The sequence below is a fragment of the Mycolicibacterium chitae genome (assembly GCF_900637205.1).
In the GTDB taxonomy this organism is placed as follows: domain Bacteria; phylum Actinomycetota; class Actinomycetes; order Mycobacteriales; family Mycobacteriaceae; genus Mycobacterium; species Mycobacterium chitae.
In genome coordinates, this window is sequence record NZ_LR134355.1 from 2,164,269 (window position 1) to 2,186,119 (window position 21,851).

Below are 21,851 nucleotides of genomic sequence, written 5' to 3' on the forward strand. Positions count from 1 at the left end.
CGGTCTACGAGCTGTCCTTGTTCTTGTCGATGTCCGTGTTCGTGTCCTTGTCCATCGATTCCCGGATCTGGCGCAGCCGTTCGGCGGCGGCCCGCTCCCGGGACTCGTACTGCTCGGCCACTGAGCGGCCCTCCGGGGTCTCCTCGGCGAGTTCGGTGGCGCCGATCGCGGTGCCGTACCGCGTCTCGATCTTCTCCCGGACCGATTCGAACGTCGGCATCCCGGCGCTGTCGTAACCGGGATCGGGTGCCGGCTCGGGGACCGGCTGCGCCGCGGAAGGCTGCTGCTCATCGGGCATAGGGCCACGGTACCCGCCCGCAAGGTTGGGATCGGTAGCGATTTGCCCCGGATGTACTCGAGGCACGACGACGCCACGAGGGCGACGCACGAAGGAAGGGACACACAGATGACGAAGAATCGGGTTCTGGCCGCCGGAGTCGGGATGTTCGCGGTGGCGGCGGCGCTGGTGGGTTGCTCCGACGACACGGGCAGCGAGCCGGCCGCGGCGAACGCGGAATCGGAGAGCACGGTGGTCGCCGGTGACGCGGAGGTGCGCACCGGCGGCAACACCGTGGTGAAGGTGGACGGCAACGACCTGCCCGGCCTTGATCTGAACTCGGTGACCTGCGTCAAGCAGGGCGGCAAGATCAACGTCGGCAGCGCGGCCATCGGCGGTCAACAGGGGCTGGGCATCGTCATGACCGACGAGGCCACGCCCAAGGTGGAGTCGCTCGGCATGGTGGTCGACGGCAGCGCCCTGGCCGTCAGTGAGGCGATGGGGATGAAGGTCGGTTCGGCCGAGGTCAGCGTCGACGGCGACACGTACACCATCACCGGTGAAGCCAGCGGGGCCGACTTGAACAATCCGATGGCCGGACAGATCACCAAGCCGTTCACCGTCACGGTGAGCTGCAGCTGATCCCGGCTGGGAGCAAGCGGCGGGCGTCCCTGGCACGCCCGCCGCTTGCCTATGATGGGGGACCGTGGCGATCGTCGAGGAGCTGGCCCGGGCCCGGCTCCTGGCATTGGCCTCCGAGGAGACGGCCGCCCACCAGCTACTGGTCTCGCTGATGCCCCGGATCGAGCAGGCCGACCGCGACGACTACGCCCTCGAGGTGTTCGCCCAACTCGGTGAGATGTACCTGGTGCGCAGCGCCTATGACGGAGTGATGGAGAGCATTCGGCGCCTCGAGGACTGCCTGGGCATCTACACCGCGATCCGCGCAGGCACCGGGCCCGAGGGCGCCGACCAGGTCACCATGACCGAGACCGAGATCGACGACATGCTCTGCCGCTACGGCCGACGCGCGCAGTTCCTCCGGGCCGGGCTGGCCGCCGCCCACGGCGACCACGACGAGGCCGCGGCCCAGCTCGACAACCTGGCCGAGAACGTCGACGGGCCAACCGAACTCGCCGACGAGCACCGCCGCCTGATCGACTACGCCCGTGTCCTGGTGGCCACGGGGCTGGGTGACGACGACCTGTACGCGCGGTCGGCGCCGCTGTGGGACGCCGTGGTCGAATCCCTGGCCAAGATCGGCCCGGCCGGTGCCGACGCCGAGGACGATCACCTGTTCGTCGCCGGCGCCCTGGGTTACGGCCGGTTCTGCGTGGAATCCGGTCGGCTCGACGAAGCGCAACCGTGGCTGCGCCGGGCCGAGGCCCGCGCGGAGGCCCGCGGCTGGGCGTTGGCCCGCGCGCGCACGCAGTTGGAACGCGCCGCCGCGTGCTGGTCGGCCGCCGAGTATGCCGAGACCCAGGACCTGGTCACCGAGGCCTATCCGGTGATCGCCGAGCACGCCCGCGCCCACGACGTGTCCCGCAGCTGGCTCTACTTCGGCCTGATCCGGTTGGGGATCGGACGGCTGCAGGAGGCCGACGAGTGCTGGGCACACGCGGAACGGCACTGGCGCGAGCTGGGCAAGCCGCTGCACATCCACCGGATCCTGCTGCAGCGCAGCTGGCTTTCGCTGTTCCGCGGCGCCTTCGACGAGGCCACCGCGCTGGTGGCCGAGGCGCGGGAACTGCTCGACTCCTCGCCGCGGCACAGCTGGCTGCAGTACGCCCGGCTGGACGCGCACCTGGGCAGCATCCTGCGGGCTCAGGCCCTGGCGGAGATGGGTTTCGACGGGCTGGGCCGGCCGGAGCAGAGCTGGCAGGAGGTCGAGGCCCGACACGCCGCCGGGAAGGGCGTGTTCAACTGCCGGCCCGGCAGCCCGAAGTACCTGCGCGGCATGGCTCTTTTGGAGCGTGCGGCCGATCTCAAGGTTCCCGCCGCGCTCGCGGTGGATTCGGTCCGCTACACCATTGCCAATGCCGGCGCCCGGATGCGTTGGGCCCGTACTGTTTCCGCGCCCATGCTGGCCGGGGCCTTCGCCGTCGCGTGGGAGGGGGACAACACCGAGCTGGTCTGCGAGCTGGTCGAATACCACAGCGCCCGGGGAACCTTCAGCGCCGATCCGGTGGTGCAGACGGCCGAGGACTGGGCCGAGACGGCCACCGCCGCGATGCCGATCGAGGCCGAGTTGGCCCCCGAACTCGCGGTGGCCGCGGCCGCCCCGCCGGTGGATGCGGGCGGGCTGACCCGGCTGGGTCCGTTGCCGCCGTTGCGGATGGATCCGCAGACCGCGCCCATCCTGAGCCGCTACCGGGAACTGGCCCGTGGGCGCTACGGTCGCGACGTCACCGCTGCCGAGCCGGAATGGAGCACCTGGCCGTGACCGAGACCCTGGTGCTGCGCTTCGCCGACATGGGCATCGTCACCTACGCCGGCCTGCGGGTGGTGGGGCAGCCGGAGCGCTCGGTCAGCTGGGTCATCGAGGAGCCGGTGCTCGAGACGGTCGACGAAGCGCTGGATCTCGCGCTGCCGGATCCCCGGCCCGGCGAATCTACCGCGGAGGCCATCGAAAGGTCGCTGACCGCAGGGCCTTTCGCCGGGCCCAAGCCCGAGTTGAAGCTGGCGCGTGAGCTCGGGGCCCGGTTGATCGGGCCGGATGGCTGGGAGCTGCTGTCCGATTGCGTGGCCGCACCGCGCGCGGTGCTGTTCATCACGCCCAGCCCGCGGCTGGCGCGGGTGCCGTGGGGGCAGCTGGCCATGCCGGGCCTGCACAAGTTCCGGCTGATGGAGATGGTCGACGTGCTGATGGCGGTGCCGCCGAACATCGTGCACGCGCCGCGGGCCGCGACCAGTTGGTCCGAGCGCGCGGACGGCCCCGCGGTGGCCGTGCTCGATCCGCGGATCCCGGGTCAGCGCCCGGACTCGGCGCTGGGTTCGGTGCTGGGCCGCCCTTCGCCGCAGACCGCGCTGGCCCGACATTTCGCGGAGCCGCTGGCCGCCGGGCAGGTGTTACCCGCGGCGGCGGCACCCGAGGAACTGTTCCGGCGCACCGACCTCGACCGGCACTGGCTGCGGCGGGCCTGCGCGGATGAGCCCGCCCGGCTGCTCTACGTCGGGCATGCCAGCGCCGCCGAAGGCGATGTGGGACACGCCGACCGGGCCGCCCTGCACCTGGCGGAGGACCGCGCGCTGACCGCGGCCGACATCATGGCCGCCGATCTGCCGGTCCCGCCGCGGGTCGCGCTGCTGGCCTGTGGCTCCGGGGGCGACTATCGCTTCGACGAGGCCACCGGCCTGGTGGCCGCGATGGTGCTCGGCGGTGCGCAACTGGTCACGGCGACCCTGTGGCCGCTGCCGACCACCGCCGGATATCGACGATTCGCCTCCGGCCCAACGGATCCCACATTCGACCCGATGGCTGACGCCGTCGTCGGGGTGGACCTGGCCCACCGCGAGGACGAGGCGGGCCGAGCGGTCAACCGTTGGCAGCGGGCCCAGATGCGCCGCTGGCGCGACGGCGACCGCGCGGCGAGCCCCGTGTACTGGGCGGCGTTGGCCACCTTCGCCGTCGACGGCGCCCGCTGAGTCAGGCCGGGGAGACGCACACCGCCACGGTGTTCTCGTCCCCGGGCCGGTAATAGGTGTCGATCACGTTGCCCGGGGCCACCTTTGCCAGCGCGGAGGCCGGGATCAACGTCCGCTGCCGCACCGGGAACTGCCCGCCGCCGCGGCGCAGGACCATCAGGTCGAGTTCCACCTCGCGGTAGTCCTCCCGGGAACCGCCGGTGGCCCGCATCCCGGTGATGATCCCGCGCGAGCGGGTGCCGGTGCGGATCAACGCCAGCTGCGCACCCGTCATCAGACCCTTGCGGACCAGCATGTGATCGAACTCGGCCACCAGCTCGGCCAGCGTGACCAGGCGCTCGTCGGCCTCGTCGTCCCGACATTCGGCACGGGCGTGGCGGCGCATCCCCCAGGCGGCGCCCAGGGCGCCCCCGCAGCACAGGCCCACGAGGATGAGCAGCACGGCGTCGGTCATGACGGCAAGGGTCCCGCCGTCGGAGGGCTACCGAACCCAACTTCGGCGCCTCTATCCTGGTTCCGATGAGTATCGGGTCCGACACCGCGGGGGCCGCGGCCGCCCAGGGTTCGGGCCCGGATTCGGCGCAGCCGCGCCGCGCCGTGATCGACCGGGCCTGGCGGGCCCTGGGACCCGAGGTCGAGGTGCTCAGCGGCAACGACGGCGGCCCGCTGCGCCGGACCGTCAAACGCATCATCGATCCGCTGGTGCTCCGGTTACGCAGCAATGCTCAGTACTCGTCGGCCGTGTTGACCCCGGAGGTGGCCGCCGCGCTGCACGAGGAGGTGCTGCGCAACGGGCCGCACCTGCGCGCCGCGGCGGGCTGGTTCGTCCAGCTCAAGCAGCAGCGCCGGCGGCTGGGCATCACCACCGGCAACGCCCAGGAGCTTTATTTCCCGGTGTGTTTCGAACTGGCGGTGACCCGCGGCGCCCCGGCCGACGACGGCGCGCAGGTCGCCGCGGCGGTGCTGCAGGACCTGCACGAGGGCCGTGACCGCACCGCCATCGAGGCGCTGAACCGACACGTGGCCGACGCGCATGTGGTCGACCGGTTACGCCGGCAACTGCAGCGCAGTTGGCGCGACGTCGCGCCGTCGGACGCGATCGTCGATCCGTTCTTCGCCGGCCTGGCCACGGTGCTCGGCCCGGCCGACGGCCATCGCGCCGAGGTGGCCCGGCAGCGGGTGTGGTCGGCGTTGGTGGCCGACGCCACCCCGTACAACCTGGGCGCCGCCGCGCGCCGCGCGGACGCCCGGCTGCCCTGGTCGATGGTCGAGATCGGCCTCAGTTCGGTCGCCCCGCAAGAACCCCCGGCCATCAGCGGTCAGGCGGCGGGGGACCGGCCGCTGGACCGTAGCGTGCTGGACCGGGTGCGGGCCACGCTGCGCCGGGCCCTGGACCGCGACGAACTGCCCGACGTCCCGCTGCTGTGCGCCGAGGAGGTGGACCGTGCCTGCGCGCCGTGGGGCCTGCTGGCCGAGGACAAGCAGGCCGCGCTGCTCACCGGCATCGAGGTGGCCACGGACCTGCACCCGCTCGACGAGACAGCCGCGCCGCGTTATCAGTTGGCCGCGGGGATCCAGGCTCGGCTGGCCAAGGAGGCCTATGTCCTGCACGCGCGGCGCTACCTGGCGGACGGCGCGGCCGTGCATCCGCGCCAGCAGCAGGTGATCGACGACCTCGCGGCGTTCTGCCGGCCCTACCTGAGCCGGCTGTGGGCCCGGCTGCACGGTCGTGACGTCTGGCAGGAGTCCTGCGGCGACGTCGACGACCTGCGTTCCCTGCTCGACGGGGTGGCCCGCTCGGTGAGCCTCGATCACCGTCAGCGGATCAAGACGATGCTGGAAGTGGCGGTGCCGCAGTGAGATTCGGTGCCGACGGCGGACTGTGGAGCACCGGCCCGATCGCGGCGCCGCTGCCATTGGTGGCGGTGCTCGAGGTCAGCGGTGCGGTGCTGAGCTGGCTGGTCGACGCCGACCCGGCCGACCCGCCGTCGATCACGTTCACCGATCCGGAACGGGCGGACTGGCTGTGGCGCGTGCTCGGCGAGACCGGGCATGTCGTCCTGCTCGATGCGCTGCGCCACCGCGAACCGGGCTCGCAGCTCGAACTCGATGACGTGGCGGTGCAACCCGGCAGCACGGCCGGACTGCGGCGCCTGGCCGTCGGGCACTGGCTGCGACGGTGGTGGCCGGTCAGCGAGCGGGACGGCATCGCAGCGCTGGACGGTGCGCTGCTGGACGCCGAGGTCGCGTTGCTGACGGCCGCCGCCGAGGACTTCTTTACCGACGACACCCTGGATTCGGATCCGGTGCAGTTGCTCGCACCGCGGGTGGCCGAGCTGAATGCGGTTTCCCGCCACGGTGATCCGCGGGTACAGGCGGTGGTGCGCGCCTGCCGCGAGTTGGCCGCCGACAGCGGCGTCGATTGGCCCGCCACCGTGGTGGCGCCGGCCCGGCGCGAGGACTACGCGCTGGCCGCGGGCCCCGGCGCCCGGCCGCCGGGCGCGGCGATCGCCGAAGGTACGGCCAGTGTCGGCTGGAGTGCGGTGCCACCCGGTGTGTTCGACGCGGCCGAGGACACCGTCGACTGGTCGGTGGTCGGAACGGAGGCGGTCGTGCGGGTCGCGCTGGTGGGTCCCGGCTCGCCGGCGGGGATCGAGGTCGCGCTGCGGGCCGACGGCATCGGCGGTGCGGGCGTGCTGGACGCCGCCGGCCGCGCGGTGCTGGCGTTGTTCGACGCCGAGGGCGCGCCGGTGTCCGAGACCTCGGCGTGGAACGCCGACTGGTCGAGGCCCGCGATCCGCATCGGCGCGGACGTCGAGGGCGAGTCGGCGGCCACCCGCGAACGGGTACGCGGCTTCGCGCGCCGTCGGTTGTCCGAACCGGGCGCCGAGGCGTTCCTGGCCGAGGTCCTCGCTGCCGAATCCGACTACTGAACCGAGTGTCCGGGCGCGATCAGCGCGGCTTGGCCAGCGGGAACGGCAGCGTCTCGCGGATGCTGCGGCCGGTGATCAGCATGACCACCCGGTCGACGCCCATGCCCAGGCCGCCGGTGGGCGGCATGGCGTATTCCATGGCCTGCAGGAAATCCTCGTCCAGGGACATGGCCTCCGGGTCGCCGCCGGCCGCCAGCAGCGATTGGGCCTGCAGTCGGCGGCGCTGCTCGACCGGGTCGGTCAATTCGCTGTAGGCGGTGCCGAGTTCGACGCCCCAGGCCACCAGGTCCCACCGTTCGGCCACCCCGGGCCGACTGCGGTGCGGGCGGGTCAGCGGCGAGACCGACGTCGGGAAGTCGGTGTAGAACGTCGGCGCCTCGGTGCGGTCCTCCACGAGGTGCTCGTACATCTCGAGCACGACGGCCCCGGCGTCCCAATGGGTTTGGTAGGGGATCGCCGCGGCCTCGCACAGGCGGCGCAGCGCGGGCAATTCGGTGTCGGCGCCGACGGGCTCGCCGAGGGCCTCGGACACCGCGTCGTGCACGGTCTTGACCGCCCACCGCCCAGAGATGTCCACCGGTTCCAACCCGCCGTCGGCGCCGGGCCGCAGCATCACCTGTTCGCCGTTGGCCGCCACGGCGGCGTTCTGGATCAGTTCCCGGCAGCCGTCGATCCACACCAGGTAGTCGGCATGGGCCTGATACGCCTCGAGCAGCGTGAATTCGGGGTTGTGGCTGAAGTCCACACCCTCGTTGCGGAACGCTCGCCCCAGCTCGAACACCCGCTCCACCCCGCCCACACACAGCCGCTTCAGATACAGCTCGGGGGCGATCCGCAGGTACAGGTCCAGGTCGTAGGCGTTGATGTGGGTGGCGAACGGCCGCGCGTTGGCGCCGCCGTGGATCTGCTGCAGGATCGGCGTCTCCACCTCCAGGAAACCCTTGTCGAACAACGTTTCCCGGATCGAGTGCAGCACGTTGCTGCGCGCCCGGATCAGGTTGCGGGCCTCCGGGTTGACGGCCAGGTCGACGTAGCGGGTGCGGACCCGCGCCTCCTGATCGGCCAGCCCCTTCCACTTGTCGGGCAGCGGCCGCAGGCACTTGCCGGTCAGCCGCCAGCGCCGCACCAGCACCGAGCGGGTCCCGGTGTTGCTGAGGCCCATCGTCCCGCTCACCTCGACCAGATCACCGAGGTCGGTGGCCGCGGTGAAGGCGCGCAACGTGCAGTCGTCGTCGAGCGCGCCGCTGTCCAGCAGCAACTGCACATCCCCCGACCAGTCCCGCAGTTCGGCGAACAACACACCGCCGTAGTCGCGCAACCGCAACAGCCGGCCCGCCACCGTCACCGGGGTGCCGTCGGTCTCCGCGAGGGCTTGGGCCACGGTGTGGCTGGGGGGTCGGCCCACCGGGTAGGCGTCGACCCCGTCGGCCTGCAGGGTGGCCAGTTTGGCCAGCCGGACCCGGACCTGCTCGGGCAGCGCGGGTGCGGGAGGCTCGTCGAACAGTTCGGTGATGTCGGTCGGGACGGCGGTGACCGCGGGGTGTTGTCCGGTGAGCGGGCGATTGCGCCGACTGAACGGCAGCACCAGGAAACCTTCGGCGATCACCGAGGCGATACCGACCCGCGGGATCAGCCGGGTGTCCTCGTAGCAGGCGTAGCGCGGCACCCACTGCGGTTGATACTTCATGTTGGACCGGTAGAGCGTCTCGAGCTGCCACCACTTGGAGAAGAACACCAGCAGGGCCCGCCACAGCCGCGCGACCGGGCCGGCGCCCAGCTGCGCGCCCTGCTCGAAGGCGGACCGGAACATGGCGAAGTTCAACGAGATTCGGGTGATGCCCAGGGTTTCGGCGTGCGCGCACAGCTCGCTGACCATCAGCTCGATGGTGCCGTTCGGCGAACCGGGGGAGCGGCGCATCAGATCCAGCGAGGCCCCGGTGCTGCCCCACGGGACCAGCGACAGCATCGCCACGACCTCGGCGTCGTCGTCGCGCACGGCCTCCACCAGCAGGCAGTCCCCGTCGGCCGGATCGCCGAGCCGGCCCAGCGCCATCGAGAAGCCGCGCTCGGTCTCGGTGTCGCGCCAGGCGTCGGCGCGGGCCAGCACCTGCGCCATCTCCTCGCCCGACAGTTCGCGATGGCGGCGGATCCGGACGGTCAGCCCGGCCCGGCGGGCCCGGGTCACCGCCTGGCGCACCGGCTTCATCTCGGGGCCGGACAGCGTGAACGAGTCGGGGTGCAGGATGGCCTCGTCGCCCAGTTCCAACGCGTTCAGGCCGGCCTCCCGAAAGGCCTGTGCGGCCGCGGAACTGGCGCCCATCACCCCCGGGGCCCAGCCGTAGGTCTCGCAGAGTCGCAGCCACGCGCCGATCGCCTGCGGCCAGGCCCGCGGATCGCCGACCGGGTCGCCGCTGGCCAGGCACACCCCGACCTCGACGCGATAGGTGATCGCCGCGCGCCCGTCGGGGGCGAACACCACGGACTTGTCGCGGCGCGTCGCGAAGTACCCCAGCGAATCGTTCTTGCCGTACACCGCCAGCAGCGCCCGGATGGCCGCGTCGTCCTGGCCGGTGAGCGCGTTGTCGGCGCGCTGCGACCGGAACAGCACGATGGCGGCGGCCATCAGCGCCAGCGCCCCGAACAGGCCCAGCGCGGTGTTGACGAAGACGTGCGGATGGCGGCCGTCAAAAAAGCCGGCGTCCACCCCGGCGAACGCGGAGACCCGGTTGGCGGCGTACGGCAGCCGTTCGCCGTGCTGCAGGGTGCCCGGGAACAGTTGCAGCAGGGCCCAACCCAGCAGGACGCCGAGGGCCATCCCGGTCAGCAGCACCGCCGCGGCCTTGATCAAGGCGCCCCGGCGAACCCGCGCCCAGAACTCGTTGCGCGCCAACACCAGGACGGCGATGGCCGTCACGTGGAAGACCAGGCCGATGACCTCGCCGATCTCGTCGCGGACGGACTCCGGCCCGGTGACCAGGTCCGCGACGTTGGTGAGGATCGCCCCGACCAGGTACAGGATCAGGGTCCACCAGGCAATGCGCTTGCGCGCGGCCAGCGCGGCGGCCAGCAGGGCCAACACGAATGCCCAGGCGAAGCTGGTGTCGGGGAAGTTGAACAGATGGTCGTCGACGAATTCCCGCGGGACGTGGATGATCCAGCGCACCAGGGGGGACACGCTGGCGATCAGCGCCAGCGTGGCGATGACGCCGATGATCCAGCCGGTGGCCGCGGGCACCCAGTGCCAGCGGGACGCGAAGCGCTTGACCGGGCGGGCGGCGAGGGTCATACGCCGGGAGGTTATTCGCTGTGCGCCGGGTTCGCGTGGTCAAACCGCCCAGTTGTTACCAGACCGGTCCGGTGTACTTCTCGCCCGGTCCGTGGCCCGGTTCCTCCGGGGCGGCGCTGGCCTCGCGGAAGGCCAGTTGCAGACTCTTGAGCCCGTCGCGCAGCGGTCCGGCGTGCGCGCCCAGGTATTCGGCGCTGGCGGTGACCAGGCCGGCCAGGGCGGTGATCAGCCGGCGGGCCTCGTCGAGGTCGCGGTAGGGGCTCTCGTCGGGGTCGGGTTCGGACAGCCCGAGCTTCTCGGCGGCGGCGCTCATCAGCATCACGGCCGAACGGGTGATCACCTCGACCGCCGGAATCTGGGCGAGTTCGCGCACCGCGGGGTCGGGGCTGGAGGGGTCGGGCACGATTCTCGGATTTTCGGTCATGCCTGCTAGACTTGCATGCGCGACCGTCTCGGCAACTGCCGGGACAGCAAGTGGAGTCCCGCTCCCACCGTTGACCCGAAGGGTTCTACGGTCCGGTCATCGGCAGCTTAGCTGTCGTTTCCGCCCCGGTCTGACCGTGGGTGGGCGGTTAGTCACCGCGATCGGTCGGCATTCGGGCCCTGCTTTTGAGCAGGGCTTTTTGCTGAACTGGGTGGGGTTCCGTAGCGGAACACAACCAGGGAGGCCCCATCAGCACTGAGACCCGCGTCAACGAGCGTATTCGTGTACCTGAAGTCCGATTGATCGGTCCCGGAGGGGAACAGGTAGGCATCGTGCGCATCGAAGATGCTCTCCGCGTTGCCGCGGACGCCGATCTCGATCTAGTTGAAGTAGCCCCTGACGCCAGGCCCCCGGTCTGCAAGATCATGGACTACGGCAAGTACAAGTACGAGACGGCCCAGAAGGCGCGCGAGTCTCGCAAGAACCAGCAGCAGACCGTCGTCAAGGAACAGAAGCTGCGTCCCAAGATCGACCCCCACGACTACGAGACCAAGAAGGGTCACGTCGTGCGCTTCCTGGAGGCCGGGTCGAAGGTCAAGGTGACGATCATGTTCCGCGGACGCGAGCAGTCTCGCCCCGAGTTGGGCTTCCGACTGCTGCAGCGCCTGGGTGCCGACGTGGCCGACTACGGCTTCGTGGAAACCTCGGCCAAGCAGGACGGCCGCAACATGACGATGGTGCTGGCACCGCACCGCGGCGCGAAGACCCGTGCGAAGGCAGCGCAAGACGCTGACGCGCCGAGTCAGCGCCCCGGCGAAGCGGCCAAGGCAGCTGAACCGCCGCCCACCGACACAGCAGAATCAACACAGAACTGAGGACCAATGCCCAAGGCAAAGACCCATAGCGGTGCTTCGAAGCGGTTCCGTCGCACCGGAACGGGGAAGATCGTTCGTCAGAAGGCCGGCCGTCGCCACCTGCTCGAGCACAAGTCCAGTCGCCGCACCCGGCGCCTGGACGGCCGCACGGATGTCGCCGCGGGCGACGCCAAGCGCGTCGACAAGATGCTCAACGGCTGATCTCGCACCGACTTTTTCGAACGAACGATAGGAACATCCCATGGCACGCGTGAAACGGGCAGTCAACGCCCAGAAGAAGCGTCGCGAAATCCTCAAGGCCTCCAAGGGCTACCGCGGACAGCGTTCGCGGCTCTACCGCAAGGCCAAAGAGCAGCAGCTGCATTCGCTGACCTACGCCTACCGGGACCGTCGCGCCCGCAAGGGTGAGTTCCGCAAGCTGTGGATCTCGCGGATCAACGCCGCCGCCCGGGCGAACGACATCACCTACAACCGCCTGATCCAGGGCCTCAAGGCCGCAGGCGTCGAGGTGGACCGTAAGAACCTGGCGGAGATCGCCGTCAGCGACCCGGCCGCGTTCACCGCCCTCGTCGAGGTGGCCAAGGCCGCCCTGCCCGAGGACGTCAACGCCCCCGCCGGCGAGGCCGCCTGAGCGCCCTGACCGAACGATCGGCCCGCGTGGTCGCCGCAGCGAAGCTGTTGCGACTCGCGGGCCGTCGTCGTGCCGGACGGTTTCTCGCCGAGGGGCCCAACCTGGTCGAGGCCGCGACCCGGGCGGGTGTGGTGACCGAGGTGTTCGCCACCGAGGCCGCCGTGGCACGCCACGCCGACGTGATCGGCGGCGCCACGGTGCACGTGGTGACCGAGCGGGCCGCGAAAGCGCTGTCGGACACCGTGACTCCCACCGGACTGGTGGCGGTCTGTGAAACCCCGACCCCGACGTTGCCCGGCGTGCTGCCCGGGGCCGCCCTGATCGCGGTGGCGGTGGGTGTCTCCGAACCGGGTAACGCCGGCACGCTGATCCGGCTGGGCCACGCCATGGGCGCCGACGCGGTGGTGCTCGCCGGGCACAGCGTCGATCCCTACAACGGCAAGTGCCTGCGGGCCTCCACGGGCAGCATCTTTGCCGTCCCGGTGGTGGTCGAACCCGACACCGAGGCCGTCATCGCCGCGGTGCAGGGGGCCGGCCTGCAGGTGCTCGCCACGGCGCTCGACGGTGAGGTCGACCTGGCCCAGGCCGACCTCGCCGGACCGACGGCCTGGCTGTTCGGCCCCGAGGCCCACGGGTTGCCCGCGGAGGTGGCCGGGGCGGCCGACCACCGCGTCCGCATCGAGATGCCCGGGGACGCCGAGAGTCTCAACGTCGGCGCGGCCGCGGCGATCTGTCTGTACCAGAGCGCCCGCGCCCACGCCGCCGGTCGCACTAGTCGCTGAGCAGGCCCCGCGCCACGTGGGTGATCTGCACCTCGTTGCTGCCGGCGTAGATCATCAACGACTTCGCATCGCGGGCAAGCTGTTCCACCCGGTACTCGGTCATGTAGCCGTTGCCGCCGAACAGCTGCACGGCCTCCATCGCGACGTCGGTGGCGGCCTGTGAGCAGTAATACTTGATCGCCGAGGCCTCGGCCAGCGAAATCTCGGCACCCGACTGACGCGCCTCGATGACGCGGAACAGCATGTTGCGCACGTTCATCCGGGCCACTTCCATGTTCGCCAGCTTCAGCTGGATCAGCTGGAACTGCCCGATCTCCTTGCCCCACAGCGTGCGGCTCTTGGCGTAGTCCACGCTGAGCCGCAGGCATTCCTCGATGACGCCGAGGGCCATCGCGGCCACGCCGATGCGTTCGGTGGAGAAGCTGGAGCGCGCGCTGTCGCGGCCGTCGCCGGCGTTGTTGCTCTCCGTGCCGCCCAGCAGCCGGTCCGGGCCCAGGCGCACGTTGTGGAAGAACAGCTCGCCGGTGCGCGAGGAGTGAATGCCCATCTTGCGGAAGGGCTTCGACTGCTCGAAGCCCTCCATCCCGCGGTCCAGCACGAAGGTCAGCACCGGCCGGTCGCGCTTGTCCACGCCGGGGTCGCCGTCGTCGAGCTTGGCGTAGACGACGACGACGTCGGCGTCCGGGCCGTTGGTGATGAAGGTCTTCTGGCCGTTGAGGATGTAGTCGTCGCCGTCGCGGGTGACGTAGGACTTCATCCCGCCGAAGGCGTCGGAACCCGAGTCGGGCTCGGTGATGGCCCAGGCGCCGATCTTCTCGTAGGTCACCAGGCCCGGCAGCCAGCGCTCCTGCTGGGCGACGGTGCCGCGGGAGGCGATGGTGGGGACCGTCAGGCCCAGGCTCACGCCCATGCCCGTGACGATGCCCATCGAGACCCGGCACAGCTCGCTGATCAGCATGAACCCCATGCCGGCCGAGGCGCCGCCGCTGTCGCCGAACATGCCCCCGGACTTGCCCGAGTCCGCGGCTGGGTCGGTGCTGGTCCCGTTGCGCATCCGGTCCAGGCGCTTCTCCAGCGACTCCCGCGCCATGACATCAAGTCCGAAGGTGGCGAACAGCTTTCGGACGATGGGGTAGGGCTCCATGTCGCCGCTCTCCAGAGCGTCCAGGTGCGGCCGTACCTCCTTGTCGATGAACTGGCGAACTGCATCGCGCACGGCAAGGTCGACGTCGGTCCATTCGATCATGGGCAGTCAGACTACGCTGCCGGCTGACGGCCCCGGGCCGGCCGCAGGCCCGCCAGCGAGAACGTCGTGTGCACCAGCGAGCCCGCGCGTTCCATCAGGACCATGGGATTGGGCGGAGTCGGCACCGGCGGCTTGGGGAACGGCGACCGGCGCCGCGGCGCGTAGTGCATGGGTAGGCCCTTGCGGTCGCGCGGCGGGTCGGTGAAGAACGGCGCCTCCACCAGCGGCGCGTCGGCCGGGGCGCGGCCGGACTCGCGACGGTAGGCCGCCAGCGCGCGCGGGTGCAACCGGATCTCGTCGGGCACCGCCCAGAAGGCGATCTCGACCGCCTTGCCGATCAGCCGCAGCAGCACCTCGTCGCCGGGGGTCCAGCGCATGCCGGCACGTTCGCGGATCGCCGGATCGAAGACCCCCGCGGCCACCCAGCGCTGCGCGGCCAGCATCGGCCGAAACATCTGATCCCACAACGGCGTCGGCATCGGGAGGAACTTCGGTTTCGGGATCCGCATGGCGAAGATGTCCAGCGTCGCCGGGTTGATCTCCAGTTCCTCGCGGCAGGTGCGGTCCCAGTACTCGCAGAAGTCCTCCCAGGTCTCCGGGACCGGCCGCATGCTCATGCCGTACATCGCGTACCACCGCACGTGCTCGTCGAACAGCTGGCGCTTCTCGGCCTCGGTCAGGCCGCCGCAGAAGTACTCCGCCACCTTGATGATCAGCATGAAGAAGGTGGCGTGCGCCCAGTAGAAGGTGTCCGGGTCCAGCGCGTGGTAGCACCGGCCCTGGGCGTCGGTGCCTTTGATGGTGTGGTGGAACCCGCGGATCTGCGCACCGGTCTCGGCGGCGCGCGGACCGTCGTAGACCACGCCCATGATCGGGTAGACCGAGCGCGCCACTCGCTGCAGGGGCTCCCGGTGCAGGATGGAGTGCTCCTCGACGCCGGCGCCGAGTTGTGGATACATGTTCTGGATCGAGCCGATCCAGATGCCCAGGATTCCGGTGCGCAGGTCGCCGAAGTACTTCCAGGTCAGCGAGTCCGGGCCGAGCGGGTCCGGCATGTCGGCAAGTGCGGGGTCGGGAGCGCTGGCAGTCATCGTTCCTCCTGATCCGGTGGCCCAGATCACTCGAAGATATAGCTGACAACTGCCGTTGTCTACTCTTTGGGCGCGCGTCACCGACTTCTGTTACCGGGGCTCCATCGTCGCTCCATGCGGGCGTGACCAGCGGGTATTGCCGGGCTCGCGAGCGAGCACATACCCTGGCCCGAGTGGAGCCCCAACCGGCCGACGCCTCCGCGCGGGTGGTCGCCCTGGTCAAGCGCGCGCGCCGGTTTCTGCCCGGCGATCCCGAGTTCGGCGATCCGCTGTCGACGGCCGGGCAGGGCGCGCCGCGGGCCGCCGCCGCACCGCCGGGCGCCTGCTCGGCGACCGCGACGCCGCGTCGCGGGAACTGAGCCTGGCCGGCCTGCAGGTGTGGCAGGCGCTGACCGAGAAGGTGGCCGGCCGCCCCGCCAACGCCGAGGCCACCGTGGTCTTCACCGACCTCGTGGGCTTCTCCGCCTGGGCGCTGTCGGCCGGCGACGAAGCCGCGCTGACCCTGCTGCGCCGGGTGGCGGGCGCCGTCGAACCGCCGCTGCTGGAACGCGGTGGACACATCGTCAAGCGGATGGGCGACGGGTCGATGGCGGTGTTCCGCAGTCCGACGGTGGCCATCGTCGCGGCCGTCAACGCCTGCGAGGCGCTGAAATCCGTTGAGGTGCAGGGCTACACGCCCAAGATGCGGATCGGCATCCACACCGGCCGGCCGCACCGGATCGGTTCGGACTGGGTGGGCGTCGACGTCAACGTCGCCGCCCGGGTGATGGAACGCGCCACCCATGGCGGCATCGTCGTCTCCGGCGCCACGCTGGACCTGATCGGCGCCGAGGAACTCGACCAACTCGGGGTGAGTGTCAAGAAGGTGCGCCGACCGGTGTTCAGTGCCCGCCCCAGCGGGGTTCCCGTCGACCTGACGATGTACCGGGTCACCAAGGAAAGCTGAAGGGCCTCAGCGGAATTCGTCGGCAGAGGCCTCGATCCAATCCGACCGCCACGACAGCGGCGCCGGATCCTCGAGCAGTTCGCCGGGCATCAACCACTCGTAGAGTTCGGCGTAGGTCTGGGTGCGCTGACCGGCCACCCGGCGATTCAGCATCGAGGGATCCAGTTCGGCGAAGCTGCTCAGCCCCATCGACGCGACGAGCTGCGCCGCGCTGGCCACCGTGGCCTGCTGGAAGTTGGCCACCCGGGTGGTCTTGTCCGGGACGTGCAGGGCGCGCGCCAGCCCCGGATCCTGGGTCGCGACACCGGTGGGGCAGCGGTTGGTGTTGCACTTGAGCGCTTGGATGCAGCCGACCGCGAACATCATCGCGCGCGCCGACAGGGTGAAGTCGGCGCCCTGGATGATGCGCGAGACGATGTCGACGCCGCTGGCGACCTTGCCGGAGGCGCCGATCCGGATGCGGTCGCGCAGCCCGACGCCCACCAGCGCGTTGTGCACGAGCATCAGGCCCTCGGTCAGCGGCATGCCGACGTGGTCCTCGAACTCTTGCGGGGCTGCGCCGGTGCCGCCCTCGGCGCCGTCGACGATCACGAAGTCCGGGGTGATGCCGGTGACCAGCATGGCCTTGCAGATCGACAGGAACTCCGAACGCGACCCCACGCACAGCTTGAATCCGACCGGTTTGCCGTCGGCCAGGGTGCGCAGCGTGGCGACGAACCTCATCAGTTCGGTCGGGGTCGAGAACGCGCTGTGCACCGGCGGGGACACCACGGTCTGCCCCAGCGGGACACCCCGGGTGGCGGCGATCTCGGCGTTGACCTTGGCGCCGGGCAGCACACCGCCCAGCCCGGGCTTGGCGCCCTGGGACAGCTTGATCGAAACCGCCTTGACGACGGGCAACCGGGCCTTCTCGGCGAACGTCGCCGGATCGAAGCGGCCGTGGGCGTCGCGGCAGCCGAAGTATCCGGAGCCGATCTGGAAGATCAGATCCCCGCCGGGCCGCAGGTGATACGGGGAGATGCCGCCCTCGCCGGTGTCGTGGGCGAACCCGCCGCGCGCTGCCCCCGCGTTGAGCGCCTCGACCGCGGTGGGGGACAGTGCGCCGAAGCTCATCCCCGAAACATTGAGCAGCGCGATGTCGTAGGGCTGGGCGCAGTCGGGGCCGCCGAGCCGGACGCTCGGGGCGATGGCCGGGGCGACCCTGGCGCGCAGCGAGTGCCGCAGGAACTCGTAGCCCGGGGCGTTGAGGTTGCGTTCGGTGCCGAACGGCTCGTCGCCCTTGGTGCCCTTGGCGCGTTCGTAGACCATGTCGCGGGTCTCGCGGTCGAACGGCGTGCCGTCGGTGCTGGACTCGATGAAGTACTGCTGGACCTCCGGCCGGATGGCCTCCATCAGGTAGCGCAGGTGGCCGAGGATGGGGAACGCCCGCAGGATGGTGTGCCGGGTCTGCAGCAGATCCCACACCCCGAGCCCGGCCAGGGCCGCCACCGGCACCGCCGCCAGCCACCAACCGGCGTGAACGAGCACTGCCAGCAACCCCAACAGGACGGCGGCCGCCGCGACGCCGGCGACGAGCAGTGGCCTCAGCACGGCGCGAGGGTACCAACGGTCATCACCTATGATCAGCACTGGCGTCACACCGGTGTCGCAACTGTTGAGGAGGCTCACACCGAGTGGGTGACGAACTGGATTTGTCGGGCGAGGCACTGGACGGTGCCGTCGCCGCGGCCCGGGCGGCCTTCGAGGCCGCCGCCGACATCGACGCGCTGGCCAAGGCCAAGACCGAGCACCTCGGCGACCGGTCGCCGCTGGCCCAGGCCCGCCAAGCGCTGGGCAGCCTGCCCAAGTCCGAACGCTCCGACGCCGGCAAGCGGGTCAATCTTGCCCGCACCGCCGCGCAGCAACTCTTCGACGATCGCCTCGCGGTGCTGCGCGCCGAGCGCGATGCCGCGGTGCTGGTGGCCGAGCGCATCGACGTCACCCTGCCGTCCACCCGGCAGCCGACCGGCGCGCGCCATCCGATCACGATCCTGGCCGAGCACGTCGCCGACACCTTCATCGCGATGGGCTGGGAACTGGCCGACGGGCCCGAGGTCGAGACCGAGCAGTTCAACTTCGACGCGCTGAACTTCGGCCCCGATCATCCGGCGCGCAGCGAGTCGGACACTTTCCACGTGGCCCCGGAGGGTTCGCGGCAACTGCTGCGTACCCACACGTCCCCGGTGCAGGTGCGGGCGCTGCTGGCCCGCGAGTTGCCGGTGTACATCATCTCCATCGGGCGCACGTTCCGCACCGACGAACTCGACGCCACCCACACCCCGGTCTTCCACCAGGTGGAGGGGCTGGCGGTGGACCGCGGCCTGACGATGGCGCATCTCAAGGGCACCCTGGATGCGTTCGCGCGGGCGCTGTTCGGCCCCGAGGGCCGCACCCGGGTGCGGCCGCACTTCTTCCCGTTCACCGAACCCTCGGCCGAGGTCGACGTGTGGTTCGCCAACAAGAAGGGCGGTCCCGGCTGGGTGGAGTGGGGCGGCTGCGGGATGGTCGACCCCAACGTGCTCAGCGCCGCGGGCATCGACCCGCAGGAGTACTCCGGGTTCGCGTTCGGCATGGGTCTGGAACGCACGCTGCAGTTCCGCAACGGGATTCCCGACATGCGCGACATGGTCGAGGGCGACGTGCGGTTCTCCCTGCCGTTCGGGGTGGGTGCCTGATGCGCATCCCGTACAGCTGGCTGTGTGAGGTGGTGCGCGCCGGCGCACCGGAATTCGCCGCCACGCCAAGCGAACTCGAACAGGCACTGATCCGGATCGGCCACGAGGTCGAGGACGTGATCACACTCGGTCCGGTCACCGGGCCGTTGACCGTCGGCCGGGTGGCCGAGATCGAGGAACTAACCGAGTTCAAGAAGCCGATCCGGGCCTGCAAGGTGGACGTGGGGGAGTCCGAGCCCCGCGACATCGTCTGCGGCGCAACCAACTTCGTCGTCGGTGACACCGTCGTCGTCGCCCTGCCGGGCGCCACCCTGCCCGGTGACTTCAAGATCGCCAGCCGCAAGACCTACGGCCGCATATCCGACGGCATGATCTGTTCGGCCGCCGAACTCGGCCTGGGCAGCGATCACTCGGGCATTCTGGTGCTGCCCGCCGGCACCGCCGAACCCGGCGCCGACGGCATCGAGGTGCTCGGTCTCGACGACGTGGTGTTCGACCTGGCCATCACCCCGGACCGCGGCTACGGGCTGTCGGTACGCGGCATGGCGCGCGAGATCGCCTGCGCCTTCGACCTTCCCTTCGTCGACCCCGCCGACGTCGAGGCGCTGCCCGTCGAGGGCGAGGCCTGGTCGCTGACGGTCGACCCCGCCACCGGCGTCAGCCGATTCGCGCTGCGCCCCGTCACGGGGATCGACCAGCACGCTGCCTCCCCGTGGTGGCTGCGGCGCCGGCTGATGCTGTGCGGGATCCGGCCGATCTCCCCGGCCGTCGACGTCACCAACTACGTGATGCTCGAACTGGGGCACCCGATGCACGCCCACGACCGGGCGCGCATCCAGGGCGGCTTCGCGGTGCGGTTCGCCCGCCCCGGCGAGACCGTGCTGACCCTCGACGACATCGAACGCAAGCTGGACCCGGGCGACGTGCTGATCGTCGACGACGTGGCCACCGCGGCCATCGGCGGCGTGATGGGCGCCGGCAGCACCGAGATCGGCGACGAGTCCACCGATGTGCTGCTCGAGGCGGCGATCTGGGATCCGGCGGCGGTCTCGCGCACCCAGCGTCGGCTGCACCTGGTCAGCGAGGCCGGCCGCCGCTACGAACGTGCCGTCGACCCGGCCATCTCGGTGGCCGCGCTCGACCGCTGCGCCGCGCTGCTCGCCGAGATCGCCGGCGGCCGAGTCGAACCCACGCTCACCGACTGGCGCGGTGACCCGCCGCGCGAGGACTGGTCCGGCGCCCCGGTGCGGATGCCCGCCGACCTGCCCGACCGCACGGCCGGGGTGCAGTATCCCGACGGCGTCGCGGCCGCCCGGCTCACCCAGATCGGCGCGAACGTCGTCGTCGACGAGAACGATCCCGCCGAACTGGTGGTCGCACCGCCGAGTTGGCGACCCGACCTGCAGCGCCCGGCCGACCTGGTCGAGGAGGTGCTGCGGCTCGAGGGGCTCGACGCAATCCCGTCGGTGCTGCCCGCCGCCCCGGCCGGGCGCGGACTGACCGCGGCCCAGCAGCGGCACCGCGCCGTCGGCAAGTCGCTGGCGCTGTCCGGGTTCGTCGAGGTGCTGCCGACGCCGTTCCTGCCGGCGGGGATCTTCGATACCTGGGGCCTGGCCGACGACGACCCGCGCCGCAACACCGCCGCAGTGCTCAACCCGTTGGAGTCCGACCGCCCGCAGCTGGCCAGCACCTTGCTGCCCGGGCTGTTGGAAGCGTTGGGGCGCAACGTGTCCCGCGGTGCCTCGGATGTGGCGTTGTTCGCGATCGCCCAGGTAGTCGAGCGCACCGAGCAGACCCGCGCCGTCGAGCTGATCCCGACCGATCGTCGTCCGACCGACGCCGAGATCGCCGCGCTGGACGCGTCGCTGCCGCGCCAACCCGAGCACGTCGGTGTCGTGCTCACCGGCCTGCGGGAGCCACGCGGCCCCTGGGGTCCCGGCCGCCGCGTCGAGGCCGCCGACGCCTTCGAGGCGGTGCGCGTGGTCGCCCGGGCCTGTGGTGTCGAGGTGTCGTTGCGGCCCGCGCAGCAGCTGCCGTGGCATCCGGGGCGGTGCGCCGAGGTGTTCGTCGGCGAGACCAGCGTCGGCTACGCCGGGCAGCTGCATCCTGCGGTGGTCGAGCGCTCGGGGCTGCCCAAGGGCACCTGCGCGGCCGAGCTCAGCCTGGCGGCCATCCCGATCGCGACCGTGCTGCCCGCGCCGCGGGTCTCCCCGTTCCCGGCGGTGTTCCAGGACGTCAGCCTGGTGGTCGAGGACAGTGTCGGAGCCCAGGCCGTCATCGACGCGGTCCGCGCCGGCGCCGGCGAACTGCTCGAGGCCGTGGAGTTGTTCGATGTCTACACCGGGCCGCAGATCGGAGAGGGCCGCAAGTCGCTGACGCTGGCGCTGCGGTTCCGCGCCCCCGACCGCACGCTGACCGAGGACGACGCCAGTGCCGCGCGCGCGGCCGCAGTCGAGCACGCGGGCACGGCCGTCGGCGCCGTCCAGCGCGCCTGACCTGGCGATTTCTCCTACGCCGGGCGGCTGGTGGGCTTGCCCGGTCTAACCCCTCCGATCACTCGTTTCGATGCGATCGCAACGGTAGCTCCGCATCGCCTTTGCACTGTCCGGGTGGTGCCGGCCGTGTCTGCCGCATCGGTTTCGAGGTCACGTGCCATCCCTTGCACTCCTTGCAGCTGTAGCTGCGCACTTCTCGACGATTGGTGACGGTGCCGTCCTGTTCGGCGAAGTTCCGTTGGGTGGCCGCGCTGTGCAGGGCGTGCACCGCGGCGGTGTGGTCGGGGAATCGGATCTTGCCGGTGGGACAGGTGCCGAGGTGCGGGGTGCGATGCCCGCGGCTGCACCGCAGTCCTGGCTGGTTTCGACGATTGCGACGACTCACGGCGACTCCTTCTTCCTCATGCAACTGGGCATCACCAAGATCGCATTGACGGACCAGATTGGATAGGTTTAAAGCCGATAAGGGGTCTTATCGGATATCCTGAGTGACTTGGTGCGATGGT

At 70.8% G+C, this 21,851-nt stretch carries 19 protein-coding genes and 1 pseudogene; 13 read left to right on the forward strand and 7 right to left on the reverse strand.

The features are described from left to right. Positions 1-4: 4 nt before the first annotated feature. Positions 5-298, reverse strand: a complete 294-nt coding sequence (locus tag EL338_RS10245) for a hypothetical protein (protein ID WP_126333659.1) — start codon at positions 296-298, stop codon at positions 5-7. A 108-nt stretch (positions 299-406) separates the two neighbouring features. Here EL338_RS10245 and EL338_RS10250 point away from each other — a divergent pair, with 108 nt between their 5' ends. The 3 genes from EL338_RS10250 to EL338_RS10260 all read left to right on the forward strand — a co-directional run bounded on the left by EL338_RS10250 (position 407) and on the right by EL338_RS10260 (position 3,922). Continuing rightward, positions 407-919 carry a lipoprotein LpqH gene (locus tag EL338_RS10250; protein ID WP_126333660.1) on the forward strand — a complete coding sequence of 171 codons (513 nt, stop codon included), beginning with the start codon at positions 407-409 and terminating at the stop codon, positions 917-919. 64 nt (positions 920-983) lie between these two features. Then, positions 984-2,720 carry a hypothetical protein gene (locus EL338_RS10255; protein WP_126333661.1) on the forward strand — a complete coding sequence of 579 codons (1,737 nt, stop codon included), beginning with the start codon at positions 984-986 and terminating at the stop codon, positions 2,718-2,720. After that, on the forward strand, positions 2,702-3,922 hold the full coding sequence (locus EL338_RS10260; protein WP_126333662.1) for a CHAT domain-containing protein: 1,221 nt from the start codon (positions 2,702-2,704) through the stop codon (positions 3,920-3,922). The genes EL338_RS10255 and EL338_RS10260 overlap by 19 nt, the downstream gene beginning before the upstream one ends. Position 3,923: 1 nt before the next feature. On the opposite strand, the gene EL338_RS10265 is transcribed toward EL338_RS10260, so the two are convergent. Beyond that, a complete protein-coding gene (locus tag EL338_RS10265) occupies positions 3,924-4,376 on the reverse strand; it encodes a hypothetical protein (protein WP_126333663.1) in 453 nt (150 codons plus the stop codon). Between the two features lie 65 nt (positions 4,377-4,441). On the opposite strand from EL338_RS10265, the gene EL338_RS10270 reads away from it, so the two are divergent. After that, on the forward strand, positions 4,442-5,782 hold the full coding sequence (locus tag EL338_RS10270) for a hypothetical protein (protein ID WP_179967190.1): 1,341 nt from the start codon (positions 4,442-4,444) through the stop codon (positions 5,780-5,782). Then, on the forward strand, positions 5,779-6,855 hold the full coding sequence (locus EL338_RS10275; RefSeq protein WP_126333664.1) for a hypothetical protein: 1,077 nt from the start codon (positions 5,779-5,781) through the stop codon (positions 6,853-6,855). The genes EL338_RS10270 and EL338_RS10275 overlap by 4 nt, the downstream gene beginning before the upstream one ends. 19 nt (positions 6,856-6,874) lie before the next feature. Here EL338_RS10275 and lysX read toward each other — a convergent pair whose 3' ends face one another. Both lysX and EL338_RS10285 read right to left on the reverse strand, forming a co-directional pair. Next, positions 6,875-10,141, reverse strand: a complete 3,267-nt coding sequence (lysX, locus tag EL338_RS10280) for a bifunctional lysylphosphatidylglycerol synthetase/lysine--tRNA ligase LysX (RefSeq protein WP_126333665.1) — start codon at positions 10,139-10,141, stop codon at positions 6,875-6,877. A gap of 55 nt (positions 10,142-10,196) precedes the next feature. Continuing rightward, positions 10,197-10,565: a DUF1844 domain-containing protein gene (locus EL338_RS10285; RefSeq protein ID WP_126333666.1), complete on the reverse strand. Its 369-nt coding sequence runs from the start codon at positions 10,563-10,565 to the stop codon at positions 10,197-10,199. 248 nt (positions 10,566-10,813) lie between these two features. Between EL338_RS10285 and infC the strand changes: the two genes are divergently transcribed. Genes infC through EL338_RS10305 form a run of 4 tightly spaced genes read left to right on the forward strand, consistent with a single transcriptional unit; the run spans position 10,814 to position 12,853 of the window. Beyond that, the gene (gene infC, locus EL338_RS10290) at positions 10,814-11,440 is read left to right on the forward strand and encodes a translation initiation factor IF-3 (RefSeq protein ID WP_126333667.1); all 627 of its coding nucleotides are present in this window, start codon (positions 10,814-10,816) and stop codon (positions 11,438-11,440) included. A gap of 6 nt (positions 11,441-11,446) precedes the next feature. Beyond that, the gene (gene rpmI, locus EL338_RS10295; protein WP_126333668.1) at positions 11,447-11,641 is read left to right on the forward strand and encodes a 50S ribosomal protein L35; all 195 of its coding nucleotides are present in this window, start codon (positions 11,447-11,449) and stop codon (positions 11,639-11,641) included. Positions 11,642-11,681: 40 nt separating this feature from the next. Further along, complete coding sequence (rplT, locus tag EL338_RS10300) at positions 11,682-12,071, forward strand: 50S ribosomal protein L20 (RefSeq protein ID WP_126333669.1); 390 nt, start codon at positions 11,682-11,684, stop codon at positions 12,069-12,071. Then, a complete protein-coding gene (locus tag EL338_RS10305; RefSeq protein WP_235666500.1) occupies positions 12,068-12,853 on the forward strand; it encodes a TrmH family RNA methyltransferase in 786 nt (261 codons plus the stop codon). The genes rplT and EL338_RS10305 overlap by 4 nt, the downstream gene beginning before the upstream one ends. Here the strand turns inward: EL338_RS10305 and EL338_RS10310 are convergent. Both EL338_RS10310 and EL338_RS10315 read right to left on the reverse strand, forming a co-directional pair. Further along, positions 12,843-14,099 carry an acyl-CoA dehydrogenase family protein gene (locus tag EL338_RS10310; protein WP_126333671.1) on the reverse strand — a complete coding sequence of 419 codons (1,257 nt, stop codon included), beginning with the start codon at positions 14,097-14,099 and terminating at the stop codon, positions 12,843-12,845. The genes EL338_RS10305 and EL338_RS10310 overlap by 11 nt on opposite strands. 11 nt (positions 14,100-14,110) lie before the next feature. Further along, positions 14,111-15,190 (reverse strand): oxygenase MpaB family protein, encoded by a 1,080-nt coding sequence (locus EL338_RS10315; protein ID WP_126333672.1) that lies wholly within the window; start codon positions 15,188-15,190, stop codon positions 14,111-14,113. 164 nt (positions 15,191-15,354) lie between these two features. Between EL338_RS10315 and EL338_RS10320 the strand changes: the two are divergent. Then, positions 15,355-16,136, forward strand: a pseudogene (locus tag EL338_RS10320) (adenylate/guanylate cyclase domain-containing protein). Between the two features lie 6 nt (positions 16,137-16,142). On the opposite strand, the gene EL338_RS10325 reads toward EL338_RS10320, so the two are convergent. Further along, positions 16,143-17,726 (reverse strand): FMN-binding glutamate synthase family protein, encoded by a 1,584-nt coding sequence (locus EL338_RS10325; protein WP_126333673.1) that lies wholly within the window; start codon positions 17,724-17,726, stop codon positions 16,143-16,145. A gap of 83 nt (positions 17,727-17,809) precedes the next feature. Here EL338_RS10325 and pheS point away from each other — a divergent pair, with 83 nt between their 5' ends. From pheS to EL338_RS10340, 3 genes are all read left to right on the forward strand, one after another. Continuing rightward, a complete protein-coding gene (pheS, locus tag EL338_RS10330) occupies positions 17,810-18,850 on the forward strand; it encodes a phenylalanine--tRNA ligase subunit alpha (RefSeq protein WP_126333674.1) in 1,041 nt (346 codons plus the stop codon). Beyond that, entirely contained in the window at positions 18,850-21,345 is a 2,496-nt protein-coding gene (gene pheT, locus EL338_RS10335) for a phenylalanine--tRNA ligase subunit beta (RefSeq protein WP_126333675.1), read from the forward strand. Before pheS ends, pheT begins: the two co-directional genes overlap by 1 nt. Positions 21,346-21,499: 154 nt before the next feature. Next, the gene (locus tag EL338_RS10340) at positions 21,500-21,796 is read left to right on the forward strand and encodes a hypothetical protein (protein ID WP_126333676.1); all 297 of its coding nucleotides are present in this window, start codon (positions 21,500-21,502) and stop codon (positions 21,794-21,796) included. Positions 21,797-21,851: the final 55 nt, after the last annotated feature.

Excerpts from the sequence above, each read along its gene's own strand:
- EL338_RS10250 (WP_126333660.1), top strand. The coding sequence starts at position 407 with ATGACGAAGAATCGGGTTCTGGCCGCCGGAGTCGGGATGTTCGCGGTG.
- EL338_RS10245 (WP_126333659.1), bottom strand. The coding sequence starts at position 298 with ATGCCCGATGAGCAGCAGCCTTCCGCGGCGCAGCCGGTCCCCGAGCCG.
- EL338_RS10265 (WP_126333663.1), bottom strand. The coding sequence starts at position 4,376 with ATGACCGACGCCGTGCTGCTCATCCTCGTGGGCCTGTGCTGCGGGGGC.
- EL338_RS10310 (WP_126333671.1), bottom strand. The coding sequence starts at position 14,099 with ATGATCGAATGGACCGACGTCGACCTTGCCGTGCGCGATGCAGTTCGC.
- EL338_RS10315 (WP_126333672.1), bottom strand. The coding sequence starts at position 15,190 with ATGACTGCCAGCGCTCCCGACCCCGCACTTGCCGACATGCCGGACCCG.
- lysX (WP_126333665.1), bottom strand. The coding sequence starts at position 10,141 with ATGACCCTCGCCGCCCGCCCGGTCAAGCGCTTCGCGTCCCGCTGGCAC.
- EL338_RS10270 (WP_179967190.1), top strand. The coding sequence starts at position 4,442 with ATGAGTATCGGGTCCGACACCGCGGGGGCCGCGGCCGCCCAGGGTTCG.
- rpmI (WP_126333668.1), top strand. The coding sequence starts at position 11,447 with ATGCCCAAGGCAAAGACCCATAGCGGTGCTTCGAAGCGGTTCCGTCGC.
- rplT (WP_126333669.1), top strand. The coding sequence starts at position 11,682 with ATGGCACGCGTGAAACGGGCAGTCAACGCCCAGAAGAAGCGTCGCGAA.
- EL338_RS10285 (WP_126333666.1), bottom strand. The coding sequence starts at position 10,565 with ATGACCGAAAATCCGAGAATCGTGCCCGACCCCTCCAGCCCCGACCCC.
- pheT (WP_126333675.1), top strand. The coding sequence starts at position 18,850 with ATGCGCATCCCGTACAGCTGGCTGTGTGAGGTGGTGCGCGCCGGCGCA.
- EL338_RS10260 (WP_126333662.1), top strand. The coding sequence starts at position 2,702 with ATGGAGCACCTGGCCGTGACCGAGACCCTGGTGCTGCGCTTCGCCGAC.